This window comes from Duganella sp. CT11-25, assembly GCF_047302815.1.
GTDB lineage: Bacteria > Pseudomonadota > Gammaproteobacteria > Burkholderiales > Burkholderiaceae_D > Rugamonas.
The window spans coordinates 3,532,443-3,548,882 of record NZ_JBKBFD010000001.1 but is presented as its reverse complement, the minus strand read 5'-3'; the positions used below and the strand labels follow the sequence as shown (position 1 = coordinate 3,548,882).

The 16,440-nt window shown below is 66.3% G+C and carries 17 protein-coding genes; 14 read left to right on the top strand and 3 right to left on the bottom strand.

Annotated elements, in window-relative coordinates; all coding sequences use genetic code 11:
• Positions 1-28 precede the first annotated feature (28 nt).
• A complete protein-coding gene (locus ACEN9F_RS15295) occupies positions 29-1,159 on the bottom strand; it encodes a M14-type cytosolic carboxypeptidase (RefSeq protein WP_413420919.1) in 1,131 nt (376 codons plus the stop codon).
• Between the two features lie 116 nt (positions 1,160-1,275).
• On the bottom strand, positions 1,276-2,193 hold the full coding sequence (gene paaX, locus ACEN9F_RS15290) for a phenylacetic acid degradation operon negative regulatory protein PaaX (RefSeq protein WP_413420917.1): 918 nt from the start codon (positions 2,191-2,193) through the stop codon (positions 1,276-1,278).
• 164 nt (positions 2,194-2,357) lie between these two features.
• On the opposite strand from paaX, the gene paaA reads away from it, so the two are divergent.
• The 14 genes from paaA to ACEN9F_RS15220 all read left to right on the top strand — a co-directional run bounded on the left by paaA (position 2,358) and on the right by ACEN9F_RS15220 (position 15,135).
• A complete protein-coding gene (paaA, locus tag ACEN9F_RS15285; protein WP_413420915.1) occupies positions 2,358-3,347 on the top strand; it encodes a 1,2-phenylacetyl-CoA epoxidase subunit PaaA in 990 nt (329 codons plus the stop codon).
• Positions 3,348-3,369: 22 nt separating this feature from the next.
• Positions 3,370-3,654 (top strand): 1,2-phenylacetyl-CoA epoxidase subunit PaaB, encoded by a 285-nt coding sequence (paaB, locus tag ACEN9F_RS15280; protein ID WP_020701068.1) that lies wholly within the window; start codon positions 3,370-3,372, stop codon positions 3,652-3,654.
• 8 nt (positions 3,655-3,662) lie between these two features.
• Positions 3,663-4,415: a 1,2-phenylacetyl-CoA epoxidase subunit PaaC gene (gene paaC, locus ACEN9F_RS15275; protein ID WP_413420912.1), complete on the top strand. Its 753-nt coding sequence runs from the start codon at positions 3,663-3,665 to the stop codon at positions 4,413-4,415.
• 13 nt (positions 4,416-4,428) lie between these two features.
• A complete protein-coding gene (gene paaD, locus ACEN9F_RS15270) occupies positions 4,429-4,989 on the top strand; it encodes a 1,2-phenylacetyl-CoA epoxidase subunit PaaD (protein WP_413420910.1) in 561 nt (186 codons plus the stop codon).
• Positions 4,990-4,994: 5 nt separating this feature from the next.
• Positions 4,995-6,074, top strand: coding sequence for a 1,2-phenylacetyl-CoA epoxidase subunit PaaE (gene paaE, locus ACEN9F_RS15265; protein ID WP_413420908.1), 1,080 nt, complete (start codon positions 4,995-4,997; stop codon positions 6,072-6,074).
• Positions 6,075-6,095: 21 nt separating this feature from the next.
• Entirely contained in the window at positions 6,096-6,887 is a 792-nt protein-coding gene (gene paaG / locus ACEN9F_RS15260) for a 2-(1,2-epoxy-1,2-dihydrophenyl)acetyl-CoA isomerase PaaG (protein WP_413427078.1), read from the top strand.
• Position 6,888: 1 nt separating this feature from the next.
• Positions 6,889-8,478: a 3-hydroxyacyl-CoA dehydrogenase PaaH gene (gene paaH / locus ACEN9F_RS15255; protein WP_413420906.1), complete on the top strand. Its 1,590-nt coding sequence runs from the start codon at positions 6,889-6,891 to the stop codon at positions 8,476-8,478.
• A complete protein-coding gene (paaI, locus tag ACEN9F_RS15250; protein ID WP_413420904.1) occupies positions 8,471-8,950 on the top strand; it encodes a hydroxyphenylacetyl-CoA thioesterase PaaI in 480 nt (159 codons plus the stop codon). Before paaH ends, paaI begins: the two co-directional genes overlap by 8 nt.
• Before the next feature lie 13 nt (positions 8,951-8,963).
• Positions 8,964-10,274 carry a phenylacetate--CoA ligase PaaK gene (paaK, locus tag ACEN9F_RS15245; RefSeq protein ID WP_413420902.1) on the top strand — a complete coding sequence of 437 codons (1,311 nt, stop codon included), beginning with the start codon at positions 8,964-8,966 and terminating at the stop codon, positions 10,272-10,274.
• A 9-nt stretch (positions 10,275-10,283) separates the two neighbouring features.
• Positions 10,284-11,489, top strand: a complete 1,206-nt coding sequence (pcaF, locus tag ACEN9F_RS15240; protein WP_413420900.1) for a 3-oxoadipyl-CoA thiolase — start codon at positions 10,284-10,286, stop codon at positions 11,487-11,489.
• 50 nt (positions 11,490-11,539) lie between these two features.
• The gene (paaY, locus tag ACEN9F_RS15235) at positions 11,540-12,151 is read left to right on the top strand and encodes a phenylacetic acid degradation protein PaaY (protein WP_413427076.1); all 612 of its coding nucleotides are present in this window, start codon (positions 11,540-11,542) and stop codon (positions 12,149-12,151) included.
• Positions 12,152-12,178: 27 nt separating this feature from the next.
• Positions 12,179-14,224, top strand: coding sequence for a phenylacetic acid degradation bifunctional protein PaaZ (gene paaZ / locus ACEN9F_RS15230; RefSeq protein WP_413420898.1), 2,046 nt, complete (start codon positions 12,179-12,181; stop codon positions 14,222-14,224).
• An 84-nt stretch (positions 14,225-14,308) separates the two neighbouring features.
• Positions 14,309-14,701, top strand: coding sequence for a hypothetical protein (locus tag ACEN9F_RS15225; RefSeq protein ID WP_413420896.1), 393 nt, complete (start codon positions 14,309-14,311; stop codon positions 14,699-14,701).
• Complete coding sequence (locus ACEN9F_RS15220) at positions 14,698-15,135, top strand: DUF2846 domain-containing protein (RefSeq protein ID WP_413420894.1); 438 nt, start codon at positions 14,698-14,700, stop codon at positions 15,133-15,135. Before ACEN9F_RS15225 ends, ACEN9F_RS15220 begins: the two co-directional genes overlap by 4 nt.
• A 55-nt stretch (positions 15,136-15,190) precedes the next feature.
• Here the strand turns inward: ACEN9F_RS15220 and ACEN9F_RS15215 are convergent, their stop codons facing one another.
• A complete protein-coding gene (locus tag ACEN9F_RS15215; protein ID WP_413420892.1) occupies positions 15,191-16,414 on the bottom strand; it encodes a M24 family metallopeptidase in 1,224 nt (407 codons plus the stop codon).
• Positions 16,415-16,440 lie beyond the last annotated feature (26 nt).

Here is a 16,440-nt window from a genome sequence, read left to right as displayed (position 1 = left end):
TCGCGCCGCAGGGAACAGGCTCAGCTGATTACTGCTGCGCCAGCAGCGACTGCAGCACCGGCTGCAGCACCGACTTGCCCAGCTCGGCGCTGCGGGCGCCGTTCCAGCCGGTCTCCGGGTCCGGATCGTTGGCGTTGTCCTTGAACGGCATCTCCAGGGTCAGCGACAGGCAGCCGAACGCATGGGTGATGTGCGGCGAACCCATGGTCAAGGTCTCGTCGGTGTACGGCGTCTCGCCGTAGCCGTACTCGTCCTGGAAGTCCGGGCTGGCGATCAGGAAATTATCGATGAAATACTGCTGCGCCTCTTCCTGGTCCGGGGTGAAGGTCGGCAGCGACTCGCTGCCCGCCACGAACACGTAAGGCAAGCCCTCGTCGCCGTGGATGTCCAGGCACAGGTCGCAGCCGATTTCCAGCATCTTGTGCTTGACCAGGAACACTTCCGGGCTGCGCTCCATGGTCGGGTTCAGCCACTCGCGGTTCAGGTTGGCGCCGGCCGCGTTGGTGCGCAGGTTGCCGCGCACCGAGCCGTCCGGGTTCATGTTCGGCACCACGTAGAACACGGCCTCCTTCAGGCACTGGCGGCCGAACGGGTTGGCCGGGTCCAGCAGCGCCTCGACCATGCCCTCGACGAACCACTCGGCCATCGTCTCGCCCGGATGCTGGCGTGCGATGACCCAGACCTTTTGCTCCGCTTGCGGATCGCCGATCACCAGCATGTTCAGGTCGCGGCCGTCGATGGTGCTGCCCAGGTCGACCAGCTTGACCAGCGGCGACAGTTGCGCGTTGTCCAGCAGCGACAGGTGGCGTTCCCACGAATACGGCTCGAAGTAGGCGTAGTAGACGCTGTCGTACTCGGGCGTGTGGTCGATGGTCATGACCGAGCCGTCATAGCGGGTCGGCACGCGGAACCAGTTGTCGCGGTCGTAGCTGGCCACGGCCTGGTAGTCTTTCCAGCCGTCCGGATAGGCGGCGGTGCCGGCGTTCAGGAAGCGCAGCGCCAATGGCGTCGCCTGCGCGCCCTGGACACGGAAATAAAACCACTGCGTGATATCGGCGTGGGAATCCTTGCGGATGTTCAGGTCGATGGCGGCCGGATCGTCGGCGCGCAGGACCTCGATGGCGCCGGCGTCGAATTGCTGGCTGATTTTGATAGGCATGACGGAATCCTGGTGAATTCTAGAGGGATGGTTGGTGCGCTTGTGGCGCAGAGCCGACATGATACAGGCTTGCGCGCGAGCCGGCTTGATTTAACCCGGCCGTGCGGCAAGCGGCGCTAGCGCAGCGCGCCGAAGCGCTCGTAGAACGCGGCGTCGGCCTCGGGCGCGGTGGCGTCCTCGCGGCGCAGCGTCGCCAGCACGTGCTGCTCGGCGGCGGCGAACAGCAGCCGGTAGATGTCGCGCGTCAGCTCGTAGGCGTGGGCGCCCGGCCACGGCTGCGGCAGCAGCTCGACCGGCAGTTGCGGATCGTGCAGCTGCACCCGGCGGTAGGCGTGGATCAGCAGGCTGCGCATGACGAAAGCCTGTTGCGGCGTCAATGTCCCGGCCTCGCTCCGCAGCGCCGCCAGCAGCGGCTCGAAGCGGGCGATGAACTGGCGGTAGCCGTCGGCCACGCCGCTCAGGTCCCAGCCGGTGGCCACCAGCTCGTTCAGCGGCAGGCCGCCGACCTGCGCCACCGACTGCGCATGCAGCACCAGCAGCTTGCCCTGCACGCCCTGGCGCTGCAGCAACTCCTCCAGCGCCTCGGCCTCGGCCGCCGGATGGCCGAAGATGCCCGGCGCGATCAGGCTGTAGCCCTCCCACAGCAACTCCTTGCGCAGCGCGCCGCGCTCGGCCGCGTCGACCGCGCCGCTGTTGATCACCAGGGTCCAATGGCCGTCCCAGTGCACCGCCAGCGGCGCATAGATGCGGCGGTAGGCGTGGCGGAAGCGCGCCATCGCGCCCGGCGTGATCGCATACGAACTGCGGCGGCCGTCGCGCTGCGAACCCAGCCAGCCCTCCTGCGCCAGCCGGAACACCGAGGTGCGCAGCAGGCGGTCGTTGACGCCGAACGGCGCCAGCAACTCGATCAGGCTGCCCAGCCACACCGTGCCGCCGTGGGGCACGATGGCGTCGCCGAAGATGGTCACCACCAGCGACTTCGAGCGGGGCGGATCCTCCGCCAGGAACCGGGCTATCCAATCGTTGCAATTCATAGGCTGAGGTTTAATCTGTACATGGAAACAATAGTTTACTTTGCCTCGCCCCCGGCGCCGCAATTATTTCAACAGGATACCATTTATCAATGTGACTCAAAAAAAACGTAGTCAAATCAAAATTCGTATCGTAGTATGTAGCCATACCTGACGAGGAGACAGCTATGTACGCACAAATGGTCGAAACCGGCCTGAGCACCGTCCGCACGGCCGACGACATGGCCGCCGACGAGCGCGCCTTCCAGGCCCGCATCGACGACGGCGTCAAGATCGAGGCCAAGGACTGGATGCCGGACGCCTACCGCAAGACGCTGATACGCCAGATTTCCCAGCACGCGCACTCGGAAATCGTCGGCCAGCTGCCCGAGGGCAACTGGGTGACGCGCGCGCCCACGCTGAAACGCAAATCCATCCTGCTGGCCAAGATCCAGGACGAGGCCGGCCACGGTCTGTACCTGTACAGCGCCGCCGAGACGCTGGGCGTGTCGCGCGACGAGCTGCTGGCCGCCCTGCATTCGGGCAAGGCCAAGTATTCCAGCATCTTCAACTACCCGACGCTGTCGTGGGCCGACATGGGCGCGATCGGCTGGCTGGTGGACGGCTCGGCCATCATCAACCAGATCCCGCTGTGCCGCTGCTCCTACGGCCCCTATGCGCGTGCCATGATCCGCGTGTGCAAGGAGGAATCGTTCCACGCGCGCCAGGGCTACGACATCATGATGTCGCTGGCCAAGGGCACGCCGGAGCAGAAGGCCATGGCGCAGGACGCGCTGAACCGCTGGTGGTGGCCGTCCTTGATGATGTTCGGCCCGTCGGACGCCGAATCGGTCAACAGCGCGCAATCGGCGCAATGGCGCATCAAGCTGTTCTCCAACGACGAACTGCGCCAGCGCATGGTCGACCAGACCGTGCCGCAGGCCGAGTACCTGGGCCTGACCGTGCCCGACCCCGATCTGAAATTCAACGCCGAAACGGGCCACTACGAATTCGGCGCCATCGACTGGAGCGAATTCCACAACGTCCTGAAGGGCAACGGCCCGTGCAACCGCGAGCGCCTGCGCACCCGCGTCAAGGCCTGGGACGACGGCGCCTGGTTCCGCGAAGCGCTGGTGGCGCACGCCGACAAACACGCCGCCGCCAAGGCCGCGGCCTGAGAAGAGAAACGAGGAGACAAGCATGAGCAAGGAATGGCCATTGTGGGAAGTATTCATCCGTAGCCAGCACGGCCTGGCGCACAAGCACGTCGGCAGCCTGCACGCGCCGGACGCCGAGATGGCGGTCAACAACGCGCGCGACGTCTACACGCGGCGCAATGAAGGCGTCAGCATCTGGGTGGTGCGCGCCGCCGACATCGTCGCCAGCAGCCCGGGCGACAAGGGCGCGCTGTTCGAGCCGTCCAACAGCAAGGTATACCGCCACCCGACCTTCTTCCCGATGCCGGAAGAAGTCAAGAACCTGTGAGGCGGAGCATGGACGATAAAGTCAACTACCTGCTGCGCCTCGGCGACAACGCCCTGATCCTGAGCCAGCAACTGTCGCAGCTGTGCGGCAAGGGACCGGCGCTGGAAGAGGACATGGCGCTGACCAACGTCGCGCTGGATCTGCTGGGCCAGACCCGCCTGTGGTACGAATACGCCGCCGAGTTGGAAGGCGCCGGCCGCGACGAAGACAAGCTGGCCTACCACCGCGACGCCCACGATTTCAAGAACTGCCTGCTGCTGGAACAGCCGAACGGCAACTACGCCGACACCATGATGCGGCAGTTCTACTTCGACACCTGGCACTACTTCCTGATCGAAGGCCTGACGCGCGGCAGCGACGCGCGCATCGCCGCCATCGCCGAGAAATCGCTGAAGGAAGTGACCTACCACCTGCGCCGCAGCGGCGACCTGATCGTGCGCCTGGGCGACGGCACGGACGTCAGCCACGCCAAGACGCAGGCCGCCGCCGACGAGCTGTGGATGTACAGCGGCGAAGTGTTCGCCTACGACGCCATCGACGACGCCATGGTCGCCGCGGGCATCGCGCCGCCGGCCGATGAACTGCGCGCGCAATGGCTGGCCCACGTGGCCGAGATCTTCGCCGAAGCCACGCTGGCCATGCCGCCGGTGGACGCCTGGATGCAGAAAGGCGGCAAGCAAGGCCGCCACAGCGAGCATCTCGGCTACATCCTGGCCGAGATGCAGTTCCTGCAGCGCGCCTATCCCGGCGCGACCTGGTAAGCGCGGCCCAGCCATGACAGCCGCCATCGACACCGACATCGCCGGCGCCGCACAGGTCTGGGCCTGGCTGGCCGAGGTCTCGGACCCCGAGATCCCGGTCATCTCCATCGTCGACCTGGGCATCGTGCGCGACGTCCGGCTGGCCGCCGACGGCGCCTGCGACGTCACCATCACGCCGACCTACTCGGGCTGCCCGGCGATGCAAGTGATCGCCGACGCCGTCACCGACGCGCTGCGCGCGCACGGCGTGGCCGAGGTCCGCCTGCACAACCAGCTCTCGCCCGCCTGGACCACCGACTGGATGAGCGAGGACGGCAAGGCCAAGCTGAAAGGCTACGGCATCGCACCGCCGGCGCAGCAGGTGATCGACATCAGCGGCCTGCGCGCCGGAGCCGGCGCCAATGCGGCGCTGAGCGCCATCTCGCGCCGCGCCCAACCGCGCCTCAGCGTCGCCTGCCCCAACTGCGGCTCCACGCACACCGACATCACCAGCCAGTTCGGCTCAACGCCCTGCAAGGCGCTGTACAAATGCCTGGACTGCCGCGAGCCCTTCGATTACTTCAAGTGCCACTAAAGATCATGAGCAAATTCCATCCGCTGACCATCTCGCAAGTGCGCAACGAAACGCGCGACACCATCGCCGTCACCTTCGCGGTGCCGCCCGAGCTGCGCGACAGCTTCCAGTTCCTGCAAGGCCAGCACCTGACCCTGCGCGCGCAGATCGCCGACGAAGACGTGCGCCGCTCGTACTCGATCTGCTCGGCCGTGCAGGACGGCGCGCTGCGCGTCGCCATCAAGCGCACGCAGGGCGGCCTGTTCTCCAGCTGGGCCAACGACACGCTCAAGGCCGGCGTCACGCTCGACGTCATGCCGCCGATGGGCCACTTCAACGTCCCGCTGGACGCCGCCAACCGCAAGCACTACCTCGCCTTCGCGGCCGGCAGCGGCATCACGCCCATCCTGTCGATCATCAAGACCACGCTGGCGGCCGAGCCGCACAGCCGCTTCACGCTCTTCTACGGCAACCGCGCCTCGTCGTCGGTGATCTTCAAGGACGAGCTGTCGGACCTGAAAGACACCTACATGGAGCGCCTCAAGCTGGCCTACGTCATGAGCCGCGAGCAGCAGGACATCGAGCTGTTCAACGGCCGCATCACCAAGGACAAGGCCGCGCAATTCCTGCAACACTGGGTGCGCGCCGAGGACATCGACGTCGCCTTCATCTGCGGCCCGGAAGACATGATGCACGGCGTCTCCGAAGCGTTGCAGGAAGCCGGCATGCCGAAAGCGCACATCAAGATCGAACTGTTCGCCGCCAGCATCCCCAAGCACCAGCACAAGCCGCGCGCCATCGACCCGGCGGCGGGCCGCCACGAGACCGAAGTCACCGTCATCATGGACGGCAGCGCGTCGACCTTCACCATGGACCAGGACAAGGAATCGCTGCTCGACGCCGGCCTGAAGGCGGGCATCGACATGCGCTACTCGTGCAAGGGCGGGGTATGCTCGACCTGCCGCTGCAAACTCATCGAGGGCAAGGTCGACATGGACGTCAACTACGCGCTGGAAGACTATGAAATCGCGCGCGGCTATGTACTCAGTTGCCAAAGCTTCCCCACCACCGACAAAGTCGTCATCGACTTCGATCAAGCAGAATAAAACCACGGAGACGCCATGAACATGAACTACGAAAACATCCTGTTCGACATCACCGACGGCGTCGCCACGCTGACGCTGAACCGCCCGGACAAGCTCAACAGCTTCACGCAAGCGATGCACGAGGAGGTGCGCCACGCGCTGCACAAGGTCGGCGCCGACAAGAGCGTGCGCGTGTTCGTGCTGACCGGCGCCGGGCGCGGTTTCTGCGCCGGCCAGGACCTGTCGGACCGCTCGGTGGAACCGGGCGCGCGCCCGGTCGACCTGGGCGACTCGGTCGAAAAGAACTACGCCCCGCTGGTGCTGGCGCTGCGCGCCTTGCCGATGCCGGTGATCTGCGCCGTCAACGGCGTGGCCGCCGGCGCCGGCGCCAACATCGCGCTGGCGTGCGACATCGTACTGGCCGCCAAATCCGCCTCCTTCGTCGAGGTATTCTGCAAACTGGGCCTGATCCCCGACACCGGCGGCACCTACTTCCTGCCGCGATTGATCGGCAGCGCGCGCGCCATGGGCCTGGCCATGCTGGGCGATAAACTCAGCGCCGAAAAGGCCGAAGCCTGGGGCCTGATCTGGAAGGCCGTCCCCGACGAAGAATTGGCCGCCGAAACGCAGGCGATGGCGCGCCACTTCGCCAGCGCCCCGACCAAGGGCCTGGCCTTCACCAAGCAAGCCCTGTACGCCAGCCCGCACAACACGCTGCAGCAGCAGCTCACGCTGGAATGCGGCATGATGAGCGAACTGGGTCGCAGCGACGACTATCGCGAAGGCGTCGCCGCCTTCATGGAAAAACGCGCACCGCAATTCCAGGGGAAATAACATGGCCGCCCTCCACACCGCGCGCCCCATCGCCGTCGTCGGCAGCGGCGCCATGGGCGCCGGCATCGCGCAGGTCGCCGCCGTCGCCGGCTACACCGTCAAGCTGTACGACAGCCGTCCCGAAGCCGTCGCCAAGGCGCTGTCCGACATCGCCGCCGCGCTCAACAAGCTGGTCGTCAAGGAGCGCATCAGCGCCATCGACTGCGCCGCCGCCATCGCCCGCCTGCAGCCGGCCGTCGCGCTGACCGAGGTCGCCGACGCCGCGCTGGTGGTCGAAGCCATCGTCGAAAACCTCGACGTCAAGCGCGGCCTGTTCGCCGAACTGGAAAGCATCGTCGGCGACGACTGCATCCTCGCCACCAACACCTCGTCGATCTCGGTCACCGCCATCGCCGCCACGCTGCGCGCGCCGGCGCGGCTGGTCGGCATGCACTTCTTCAATCCAGTGCCCTTGATGGCGCTGGTCGAAGTGATCAGCGGCCTGGCCACCGACGCCGCCGTCGCCCAGACCGTGTACGACACCGCCGCCGCCTGGGGCAAGAATCCGGTGCACGCCAAATCCACGCCCGGCTTCATCGTCAACCGCGTCGCCCGTCCGTTCTACGCCGAGGGCTGGCGCCTGCTGAGCGAGCAGGCCGCCGACGCCGCCACCATCGACGCCGTCATGCGCGAAGCCGGCGGCTTCCGCATGGGGCCCTTCGAGCTGATGGACCTGATCGGCCACGACGTCAATTTCTCGGTCACGCAATCGGTGTTCAACGCCTACTTCAACGACCCGCGCTTCACGCCGTCGGTGCTGCAGCAGGAAATGGTCAACGCCGGTTTCCTCGGCCGCAAGACGGGACGCGGCTTCTACCACTACGGCGAAGGCGCCGCCGCAGCGCCGCAGGCGCAGGCCGAAGCGCCGCAGCCGCGTCCCGAATTCGTCAGCTACACGGTCGAAGCGGGCGCGGTCGGCGGTGCGTCGCACGCGGTCGGCGGGGCGATGGCCGACGCGCTGGCCGCGCGCCTGCGCGCCTCCGGCATCGACGTCGCCCACCGCAAGGCGCCGGAAACGCGTGGCCACGTGACAGGCGACGAAGCACCCGCCTTCCATTGCAACGGCGCCGCCGTCTACCTGACCGATGGCCGCAGCGCCACCCAGCGCGCGCGCGACAACCACCACCCGGACACGGTGCTGTTCGACTTGGCGCTGGACTACGCCACCGCCAGGCGTATCGCCGTCTCTTGTTCGGACCAATGTTCGCCCGCCGCCTACCATGCGGTGGTCGGCCTGCTGCAGGCGGCCGGCTTCACGGTCACTCGGCTCGACGACGTTCCCGGCATGGCGGTGATGCGCACCGTCGCCATGCTGGCCAACGAGGCGGCGGACGCCGTCCACCAGGGTGTCTGCAGCGCGCAAGCTGCAGACATCGCCATGCAGAAAGGCGTCAACTACCCGCGCGGCCCGCTGGCATGGGCCGACGCCGTCGGCGTCGAGCAGATCGTCGCCGTGCTGGCCAACCTGGCGGCCGGTTACGGCGAGGACCGCTACCGCGTCTCGCCTCTGCTGCGCCGCAAGCTGGCAAGCGGAGGGCGTTTCCATGACTAAGCTCGGCATCCTGGCCGCCGCGCCCGAGCGCAGCGCAAGCGAGGCGCAGGCACTGGCGGAAGCCGTCGCCGCCGCCATGTTTGCGCGCGACCCCGCCTCGCAAGGCTTGGGCATGACCATCGACGCCGTGGCCCCCGGCTACGCCCGCATGTCGATGGCGATCCGCGAGGATATGCTCAACGGCCATGGCAGCTGCCACGGCGGCTTCATCTTCGCGCTGGCCGACAGCGCCTTCGCCTTTGCCTGCAACAGCCATAACCACAACACGGTGGGCGCCGGCTGCACCATCGACTATCTCGCGCCCGGCCGCCTGCACGATGTGTTGACCGCCACCGCGGTCGAGCAGGCGCTGGCCGGCAAGAGCGGCGTCTACGACGTCAAGGTCAGCAACCAGGACGGCCGCACGGTCGCGCTGTTCCGGGGGAAGTCGCATCGCGTCAGCGGCGAGGTCGTCCCGCAGCATCCAGCATAAGGAGGAGACAGAAATGGTCCAACGTATTCCCGAGCCATCCGACCTGGAGCCGATCGAGCGCGCCAGCAAGGATGAACTGCACGCCTTGCAGCTGCAGCGCATGCAATGGTCGCTCAAGCACGCCTATGAAAATGTCGCGCACTACCGCGCCGCCTTCGACGCCGCCGGTGTCCACCCCGACGACCTGCGGACGCTGGCCGACCTGGCCAAGTTCCCCTTCACCGGCAAGAAGGAACTGCGCGACAACTACCCGTTCGGCATGTTTGCCGTGCCGCAGGACCGCGTGGTGCGCGTGCATGCATCGAGCGGCACCACCGGCAAGCCGACCGTGGTCGGCTACACGCAGAACGACATCGACACCTGGGCCAATGTGGTCGCGCGCTCGATCCGCGCCGCCGGCGGCCGTCGTGGCGACATGGTGCACATCTCCTACGGTTATGGCCTGTTCACCGGCGGCCTGGGTGCGCACTACGGCGCCGAGCGCCTCGGCTGCACGGTGATCCCGATGTCCGGCGGCCAGACCGAGAAACAGGTACAGCTGATCCAGGACTTCAAGCCGTCCATCATCATGGTCACGCCGTCGTACATGCTCAACATCATCGAGGAATTCCAGCGTCAGGGTCTCGACCCCGCAGCCAGCCCGCTCAAGGTCGGCATCTTCGGCGCCGAGCCGTGGACCGACGCCATGCGCAAGGAAATCGAGCAGCGCGCCGGCATCGACGCGGTCGACATCTACGGCCTGTCCGAAGTGATGGGGCCCGGCGTCGCCAGCGAATGCATCGAGAGCAAGGATGGCCCGGTGATCTGGGAAGACCACTTCTACCCGGAGATCATCGATCCCGAAACCGGCGAGGTGCTGCCGGACGGCGAAGAGGGCGAACTGGTATTCACCTCGCTCAGCAAGGAAGCGCTGCCCATCATCCGCTACCGCACGCGCGACCTCACGCGCCTGTTGCCGGCGACCTCGCGTTCGATGCGCCGCATCGGCAAGATCACCGGCCGCTCGGACGACATGCTGATCATCCGTGGCGTCAATGTGTTCCCGACCCAGATCGAAGAACTGATCTGCAAGATGCCCAAGCTCGCTCCCCAATATCAACTGGTCGTCAGCCGCGACGGCCATCTCGACAAACTGGATGTGCTGGCCGAACTGCGCCCGGACACGCCCGCCGACGAGACCGAAGCGCTGGCGCGCGAACTGGAACATCACATCAAAACCTATGTCGGCGTCACCACGCGTGTGCGCCTGCTGGCCGCCAACGGCATCGAACGCACGCTGACGGGCAAGGCCCGCCGCGTGGTCGACCAGCGTCCGAAAAATTAAGGAGATTCCGTGAACGAAGCTTTTATCTGTGACGCCATCCGCACACCCTTCGGCCGCTACGGCGGTGCGCTGGCCGGCGTGCGCGCCGACGACCTGGCCGCGCTGCCGATCGCCGCGCTGATCGCCCGCAATCCCGGCGTCGACTGGTCGCGCGTGGACGACGTCTACTATGGCTGCGCCAACGGCGCCGGCGAGGATAACCGCAACGTCGGCCGCATGGCCGCGCTGCTGGCCGGCCTGCCGGTCGAGGTCCCCGCCAACACCATCAACCGTTTATGCGGCTCGTCGCTGGACGCGGTCGGCATCGCCGCGCGCGCCATCAAGTCCGGTGAAGCGCAGCTGGTCATCGCCGGCGGCGTGGAAAGCATGACGCGCGCGCCCTTCGTCATGGGCAAGGCCGACAGCGCCTTCTCGCGCGCCGCCAAGATCGAGGACACCACCATCGGCTGGCGCTTCGTCAATCCGTTGATGAAGGCGCAGCACGGCATCGACAGCATGCCGGAGACGGCCGAAAACGTCGCCCAGGAGTTCGGCATCAGCCGCGCCGACCAGGACGCCTTCGCGGTGCGCAGCCAGCAGCGCTGGGCCGCCGCCCATGCCGCCGGCGTGTTCAAGAGCGAGATCGTGCCGGTCGCATTGGCTCAGAAAAAAGGCGATCCGAAGATCGTCGACACCGACGAGCATCCACGCCCGGACACCACGGTCGAGATGCTGTCCAAGCTCAAAGGCGTGGTGCGCCCGGACGGCAGCGTCACGGCGGGCAACGCCTCCGGCGTCAACGACGGCGCTTGCGCCATCCTGCTGGCGTCCGCCGCCGCCGCCGAACAATACGGCTTGAAGAAACGCGCCCGCGTGCTGGGCATGGCCACCGCCGGCCTGGCGCCGCGCATCATGGGCTTCGGCCCGTCGCCGGCGTCGAAGAAGGTGCTGGCGCAGGTCGGCCTCGCCATCGAGCAGATGGACGTCATCGAATTGAACGAAGCCTTCGCCGCGCAAGGCCTGGCCGTCACGCGTGACCTCGGCCTGGCCGACGACGCGCCGCACGTCAACCCGAACGGCGGCGCCATCGCCATCGGCCACCCGCTGGGTGCCTCCGGCGCGCGCCTGGTGCTGGCCGCGCTGAACCAGTTGGAGCGCACCGGTGGACGCTACGCGCTGTGCACCATGTGCATCGGCGTGGGCCAGGGCATCGCCCTGGTGATAGAGCGCGTATAGCCGTCCGTCATTCCCGCTTTCGCGGGAACGACGGCGGAACAGGAGACATGATGGTTAAGGTATACGAAATCAACGGCGTCACCCCGGTGGTCCATCCGACCGCCTACGTGCACCCCAGCGCGGTGCTGATCGGCGACGTCATCGTCGGCCCGCGCTGCTACGTCGGTCCTCTGGCTTCGCTGCGCGGCGACTTCGGCCGGCTGGTGCTGGAGGAGGGCGCCAACCTGCAGGACACCTGCGTCATGCACGGCTTCCCCGGCTGCGACACGGTGGTCGAGCAGGATGGCCATATCGGCCACGGCGCCGTGCTGCACGGCTGCCGCATCGGCCGCAACGCCCTGGTCGGCATGAACACCGTCATCATGGATAACGCCGTGATCGGCGCCGAGAGCATTGTCGCCGCCATGAGCTTCGTCCGCGCCGGCATGGAAGTGCCGCCGCGCAGCCTGGTGGTCGGCACGCCGGCCAAGGTCGCGCGCGAACTGCGCGACGACGAGATCAAATGGAAGACCGAAGGCACCGGCCAGTACCAGGAACTGGCGGTGCGCTCGATGAACACGATGCGCGAAGTCGAAGCGCTGACCGAAATCGAAACAGGCCGCAAGCGCATCGAATGGGACAGCGCGCTGCCGCTGCACCTGCACAAGAACGCCCAAGCATAACGAATGCGATAACGAACGGAGATAAACATGGCATCAACCCTGCAAAGCTGGATCGGAGGCCGCTGGATCGGCGCCGAAGCGTCGGCGCCGCTGCACAGCGCCCTGAACAACTCGGTGATCTATCACACCCACGCTGAAAAGATCGACTTCGACGAAGCCGTCACCTACGCCCGCAAGACCGGCGTGCCGGCGCTGATGAAGATGGACTTCCAGCAGCGCGCCGCGCGCCTCAAGGCGCTGGCGCTGTACCTGGCCAGCCGCAAGGAAGAGCTGTACGCCATCTCGCACCTGACCGGCGCCACCCGCGCCGACAGCTGGGTCGACATCGAAGGCGGCACCGGCACCTTGTTCGCCTACGCCAGCATGGGCAGCCGCGAGCTGCCTTCGTCCAATGTGCTGCACGAAGGCCCGGCCATCGCGCTCGGCAAGAACGGCGGTTTCGCCGGCACCCATATCCTGGTGCCGCGCGGCGGCCTGGCGGTCCACATCAACGCCTTCAACTTCCCGATCTGGGGCCTGCTGGAGAAATTCGCGCCCAGCTTCCTGGCCGCCATGCCGTGCATCGGCAAGCCCGCCACCGCCACCAGCTACCTGACCGAAGCCGTGGTGCGCATGATGCACGAATCCGGCCTGCTGCCGGAAGGCGCGCTGCAACTGGTCATCGGCAGCACCGGCGACCTGCTGGACCGGCTGGGAGGCGCCGACGTGGTCACTTTCACCGGCTCGGCCGACACCGCCGCCAAGCTGCGCACCAACCGCAACCTGATCGCCAACTCGGTACCGTTCACCGCCGAAGCGGACTCGCTCAACTGCGCCATCCTGGCGCCGGACGTCTCGGCCGACGATCCTGAATTCGATTTATTCGTCAAGGAAGTGGCGCGCGAGATGACCGGCAAGGCCGGCCAGAAGTGCACCGCCATCCGCCGCATCATCGTGCCGGAGAATATGCTCGACGCGGTCGGCACGCGGCTGCGCGAGCGCCTGGCCAAGGTCAGCGTCGGCGATCCGTCGGTGGAAGGCGTGCGGATGGGCGCACTGGCGTCGCGCGACCAGCAGCGCGACGTCGCCGAGCGCGTCGAACTGCTCGCGCGCGGCAACGAAATCCTGTTCAGCGCGCGCGACGGCTTCTCGCCGGTCGGCGAGGGCGTGGCCGAAGGTTCCTTCTTCGCACCGACGCTGCTGCTGTGCCGCGACGGCATGCGCAACGACGCCGTGCACGATGTCGAAGCCTTCGGTCCGGTCAGCACCATCATCAGCTACAACGGCATCGACGAAGCGCTGGCCTTGGCCGCGCGCGGCAAGGGCTCGCTGGTCTCGACGCTGGTGACCAAGGAACCGGCGATCGCCGCCTACGCCGTGCCGATGGCGGCCGCTTCGCACGGCCGCGTCCTGATACTGGAACGCGAAGCCTCGGTCGACTCCACCGGCCACGGCTCGCCGCTGCCGCAACTGAAACACGGCGGCCCGGGCCGCGCCGGCGGCGGTGAAGAGCTGGGCGGCATCCGCGCGGTGCGCCACTTCCTGCAGCGCGCCGCGGTGCAAGGTTCGCCGACCATGCTGGCCGCCGTCACCGGCGAGTACGTGCGCGGCGCCAAGGTACAGGAAAGCGAAGTGCACCCGTTCCGCAAACACTTCGAAGACCTCAAGATGGGCGACTCGCTGCTCACGCACCGCCGCACCGTCAGCGAAGCGGACATCGTCAACTTCGGCGGCGTCTCGGGTGACTACTTCTACATGCACTTCGACGACATCGCCGCCAAGGACACGCAGTTCGGCCAGCGCATCGCGCACGGCTACTTCGTGCTGTCGGCCGCCGCCGGACTGTTCGTCTCGCCGGCGCCCGGTCCGGTGCTGGCCAACTACGGCCTGGACAACCTGCGCTTCATCACGCCGGTGGCGATCGGCGACACCATCCGCGCGCGCCTGACCTGCAAGCGCAAGGTCGACCGCAACCGCACCGACGACAAGGGCATCGGCCAGGGCGTGGTCGCATGGGATGTGCAGATCACCAACCAGCGCGACGAACTGGTGGCCAGCTACGACATCCTGACGCTGGTGATGAAGCGCGCCTGACGCCAAGCTGTAAGCGCAATTTCTTCTGTTGCGTTAGTATTGGAGAGAATTTCCAATGGGCAAGGCGGTTATGATGGCGCTCCAATGCCTATCTTCCTCTTTCTCCGCCTGCTCTTGAGCGCCTGCCTGGTCATTGCCGTCAGTGGCTGCGCGGTGCAGCAACTGGCCGCCGTGATGGCTCCTGCTGAAAGCGCCGAATATACGCTGGTGTCGGCCGCCGAACTACAGCTGAACACCGGCTACCGGCGCACCCTCAAGCAGGGTAGCCGCTGGACGCGCATTGGCCGCCTACCCCAGGGCGATGTGTACAAACCCTCGACGGACGTGTTCACCGTCGAAGGCGCGCATGTCCACGAAGCGTACCTGGTGGTGGATGGCGCGTCGTCGCTGGCGGGCTTCTACCTGCCTGCCGAGAAGAGCTATTCGGCATTGGATCAAAAAATCAAAATCCATTTCACCACTACAGGAACTCCATGAAAATCTTAAGCCTGGCTTTGATCAGCGCCACCCTCGTCCTGACCGGCTGCGCCGCCAGCGGTCCGAAGTTCACCGAAATGCAGGCGTCGACGCCGAAGCTGAGCGCCGATCAGGGCCGCGTCTACTTCTACCGCAAGAACAGCATGTTCGGCGCGGCGATCCAGCCAGCCATCAGCATGGACGGCAAGGAAGTGGGAAAATCGCAGCCGGGCGGCTACTTCTACGTCGATGCCGTCAGCGGCAGCCATGAGGCCAGCGCCTCGACCGAAGCCACCAACAAAGTCAGCTTCGTGCTGGCCAAGGGCGAAGTCAAATACGTCCGCACCGCGCCGCAAATGGGCCTGCTGGCCGGCCGCATCGTGCCGGAACTGGTGAGCGCCGACGAAGCGACCAAGGAACTGCTGGAAACCAGCTACACCGGCGGCGCCAAGTAATCTGCACTAGCCAAAAAAAAACGGCAGCACTTGCGTGCTGCCGTTTTTTTTCGCCTTAGCGCTGCAGACCGAATGGATCGTCGATGCTGTGGGCCGGTTCGGTGAACCATTTCGGACCGTTTTCGGTCATGTAGAAATGGTCTTCGTGACGCACGCCGAATTCACCTGGGATGCAGATCATCGGCTCGTTGGAGAAGCACATGCCGACGTCCAGCGGCGTCTTGTCGCCGCCGACCAGGTATGGCCACTCGTGGATGTCAAGGCCGATGCCGTGGCCGGTGCGGTGCGGCAGCCCGGGCAGCTTGTAGCCGGGACCGAAGCCGTCGGCTTCCAGCGAACGGCGCGCGGCCTGGTCCACCTGCTCGCACGGCACGCCCAGCTGCGCCGCCTCGAACGCCGCGGCCTGCGCCTTCTTCTCGCTGTTCCACACCGAGCGCTGACGCTCGCTGATCTCGCCGTACACATAGGTGCGCGTGATGTCGGAGATGTAGTTATGCAGCTTGCAGCCGGTGTCGATCAGCACCGTGTCGCCCGGCTTCAGCGTCTGCACATAGCTCACGCCGTGCGGATACGCCGTCGCCTCGCCGAACAGCACGATCACAAAGTAGGAGCCCGAAGCGCCGACCTTGCGGTGCGCCAGGTTGATGAACTCTTCCACCTCGGTGGTGGTGATCCCTTCGCGCAGCATGCTGGCGGTGGCCACGTGCACGGCCAGCGTCATGTCCTTGGCGCGCTGCATCAGTGCGATCTCGGCGGCCGACTTGCGGGTGCGGCAGTGCGCCGTCACGCTGCGCGCATTCTCCAGCGCATAGCCTTCGGCCAGAGGGCGGATACCGTCGTAGATGAAGAAGGCAGCGCTTTCGCAGATGCCCACGCGCGGCGGTTGTGCAGGATTCGGCGCGATGCCCATGCGTTTCAGCACAGCGACGAACAGCTGGTAAGGGCTCTCGTGCTCATGCCAGCAATTGACGCCGCCTTCGACGACCATGAAATCCTTCAGCGTGCTCTCTTCAAACGCGGGAGCGATGTACTCGACCGCGCCGCTGGCCGGCAGGATGGCGCCCACCATGCGTTCGCTGGCGTGCCACTTGGTACCGGTGAAGTAGGTCAGGTTGGCGCCGGCGTTGATGTAGATCGCGGCGATTCCCTGCGCCTGCATGTAGGCCTGGGCGCGCGCGATGCGCTGCAGATGTTCTTCCTTGCCGATAGGGACCGCGCCCGCGGTCATGTCCGACAAGGAGGCCAAAGCCTGTTCTATGGTCTTTCCGCCAATAGTCATTTTTATATCCCTGGTGTTGTTGTGCG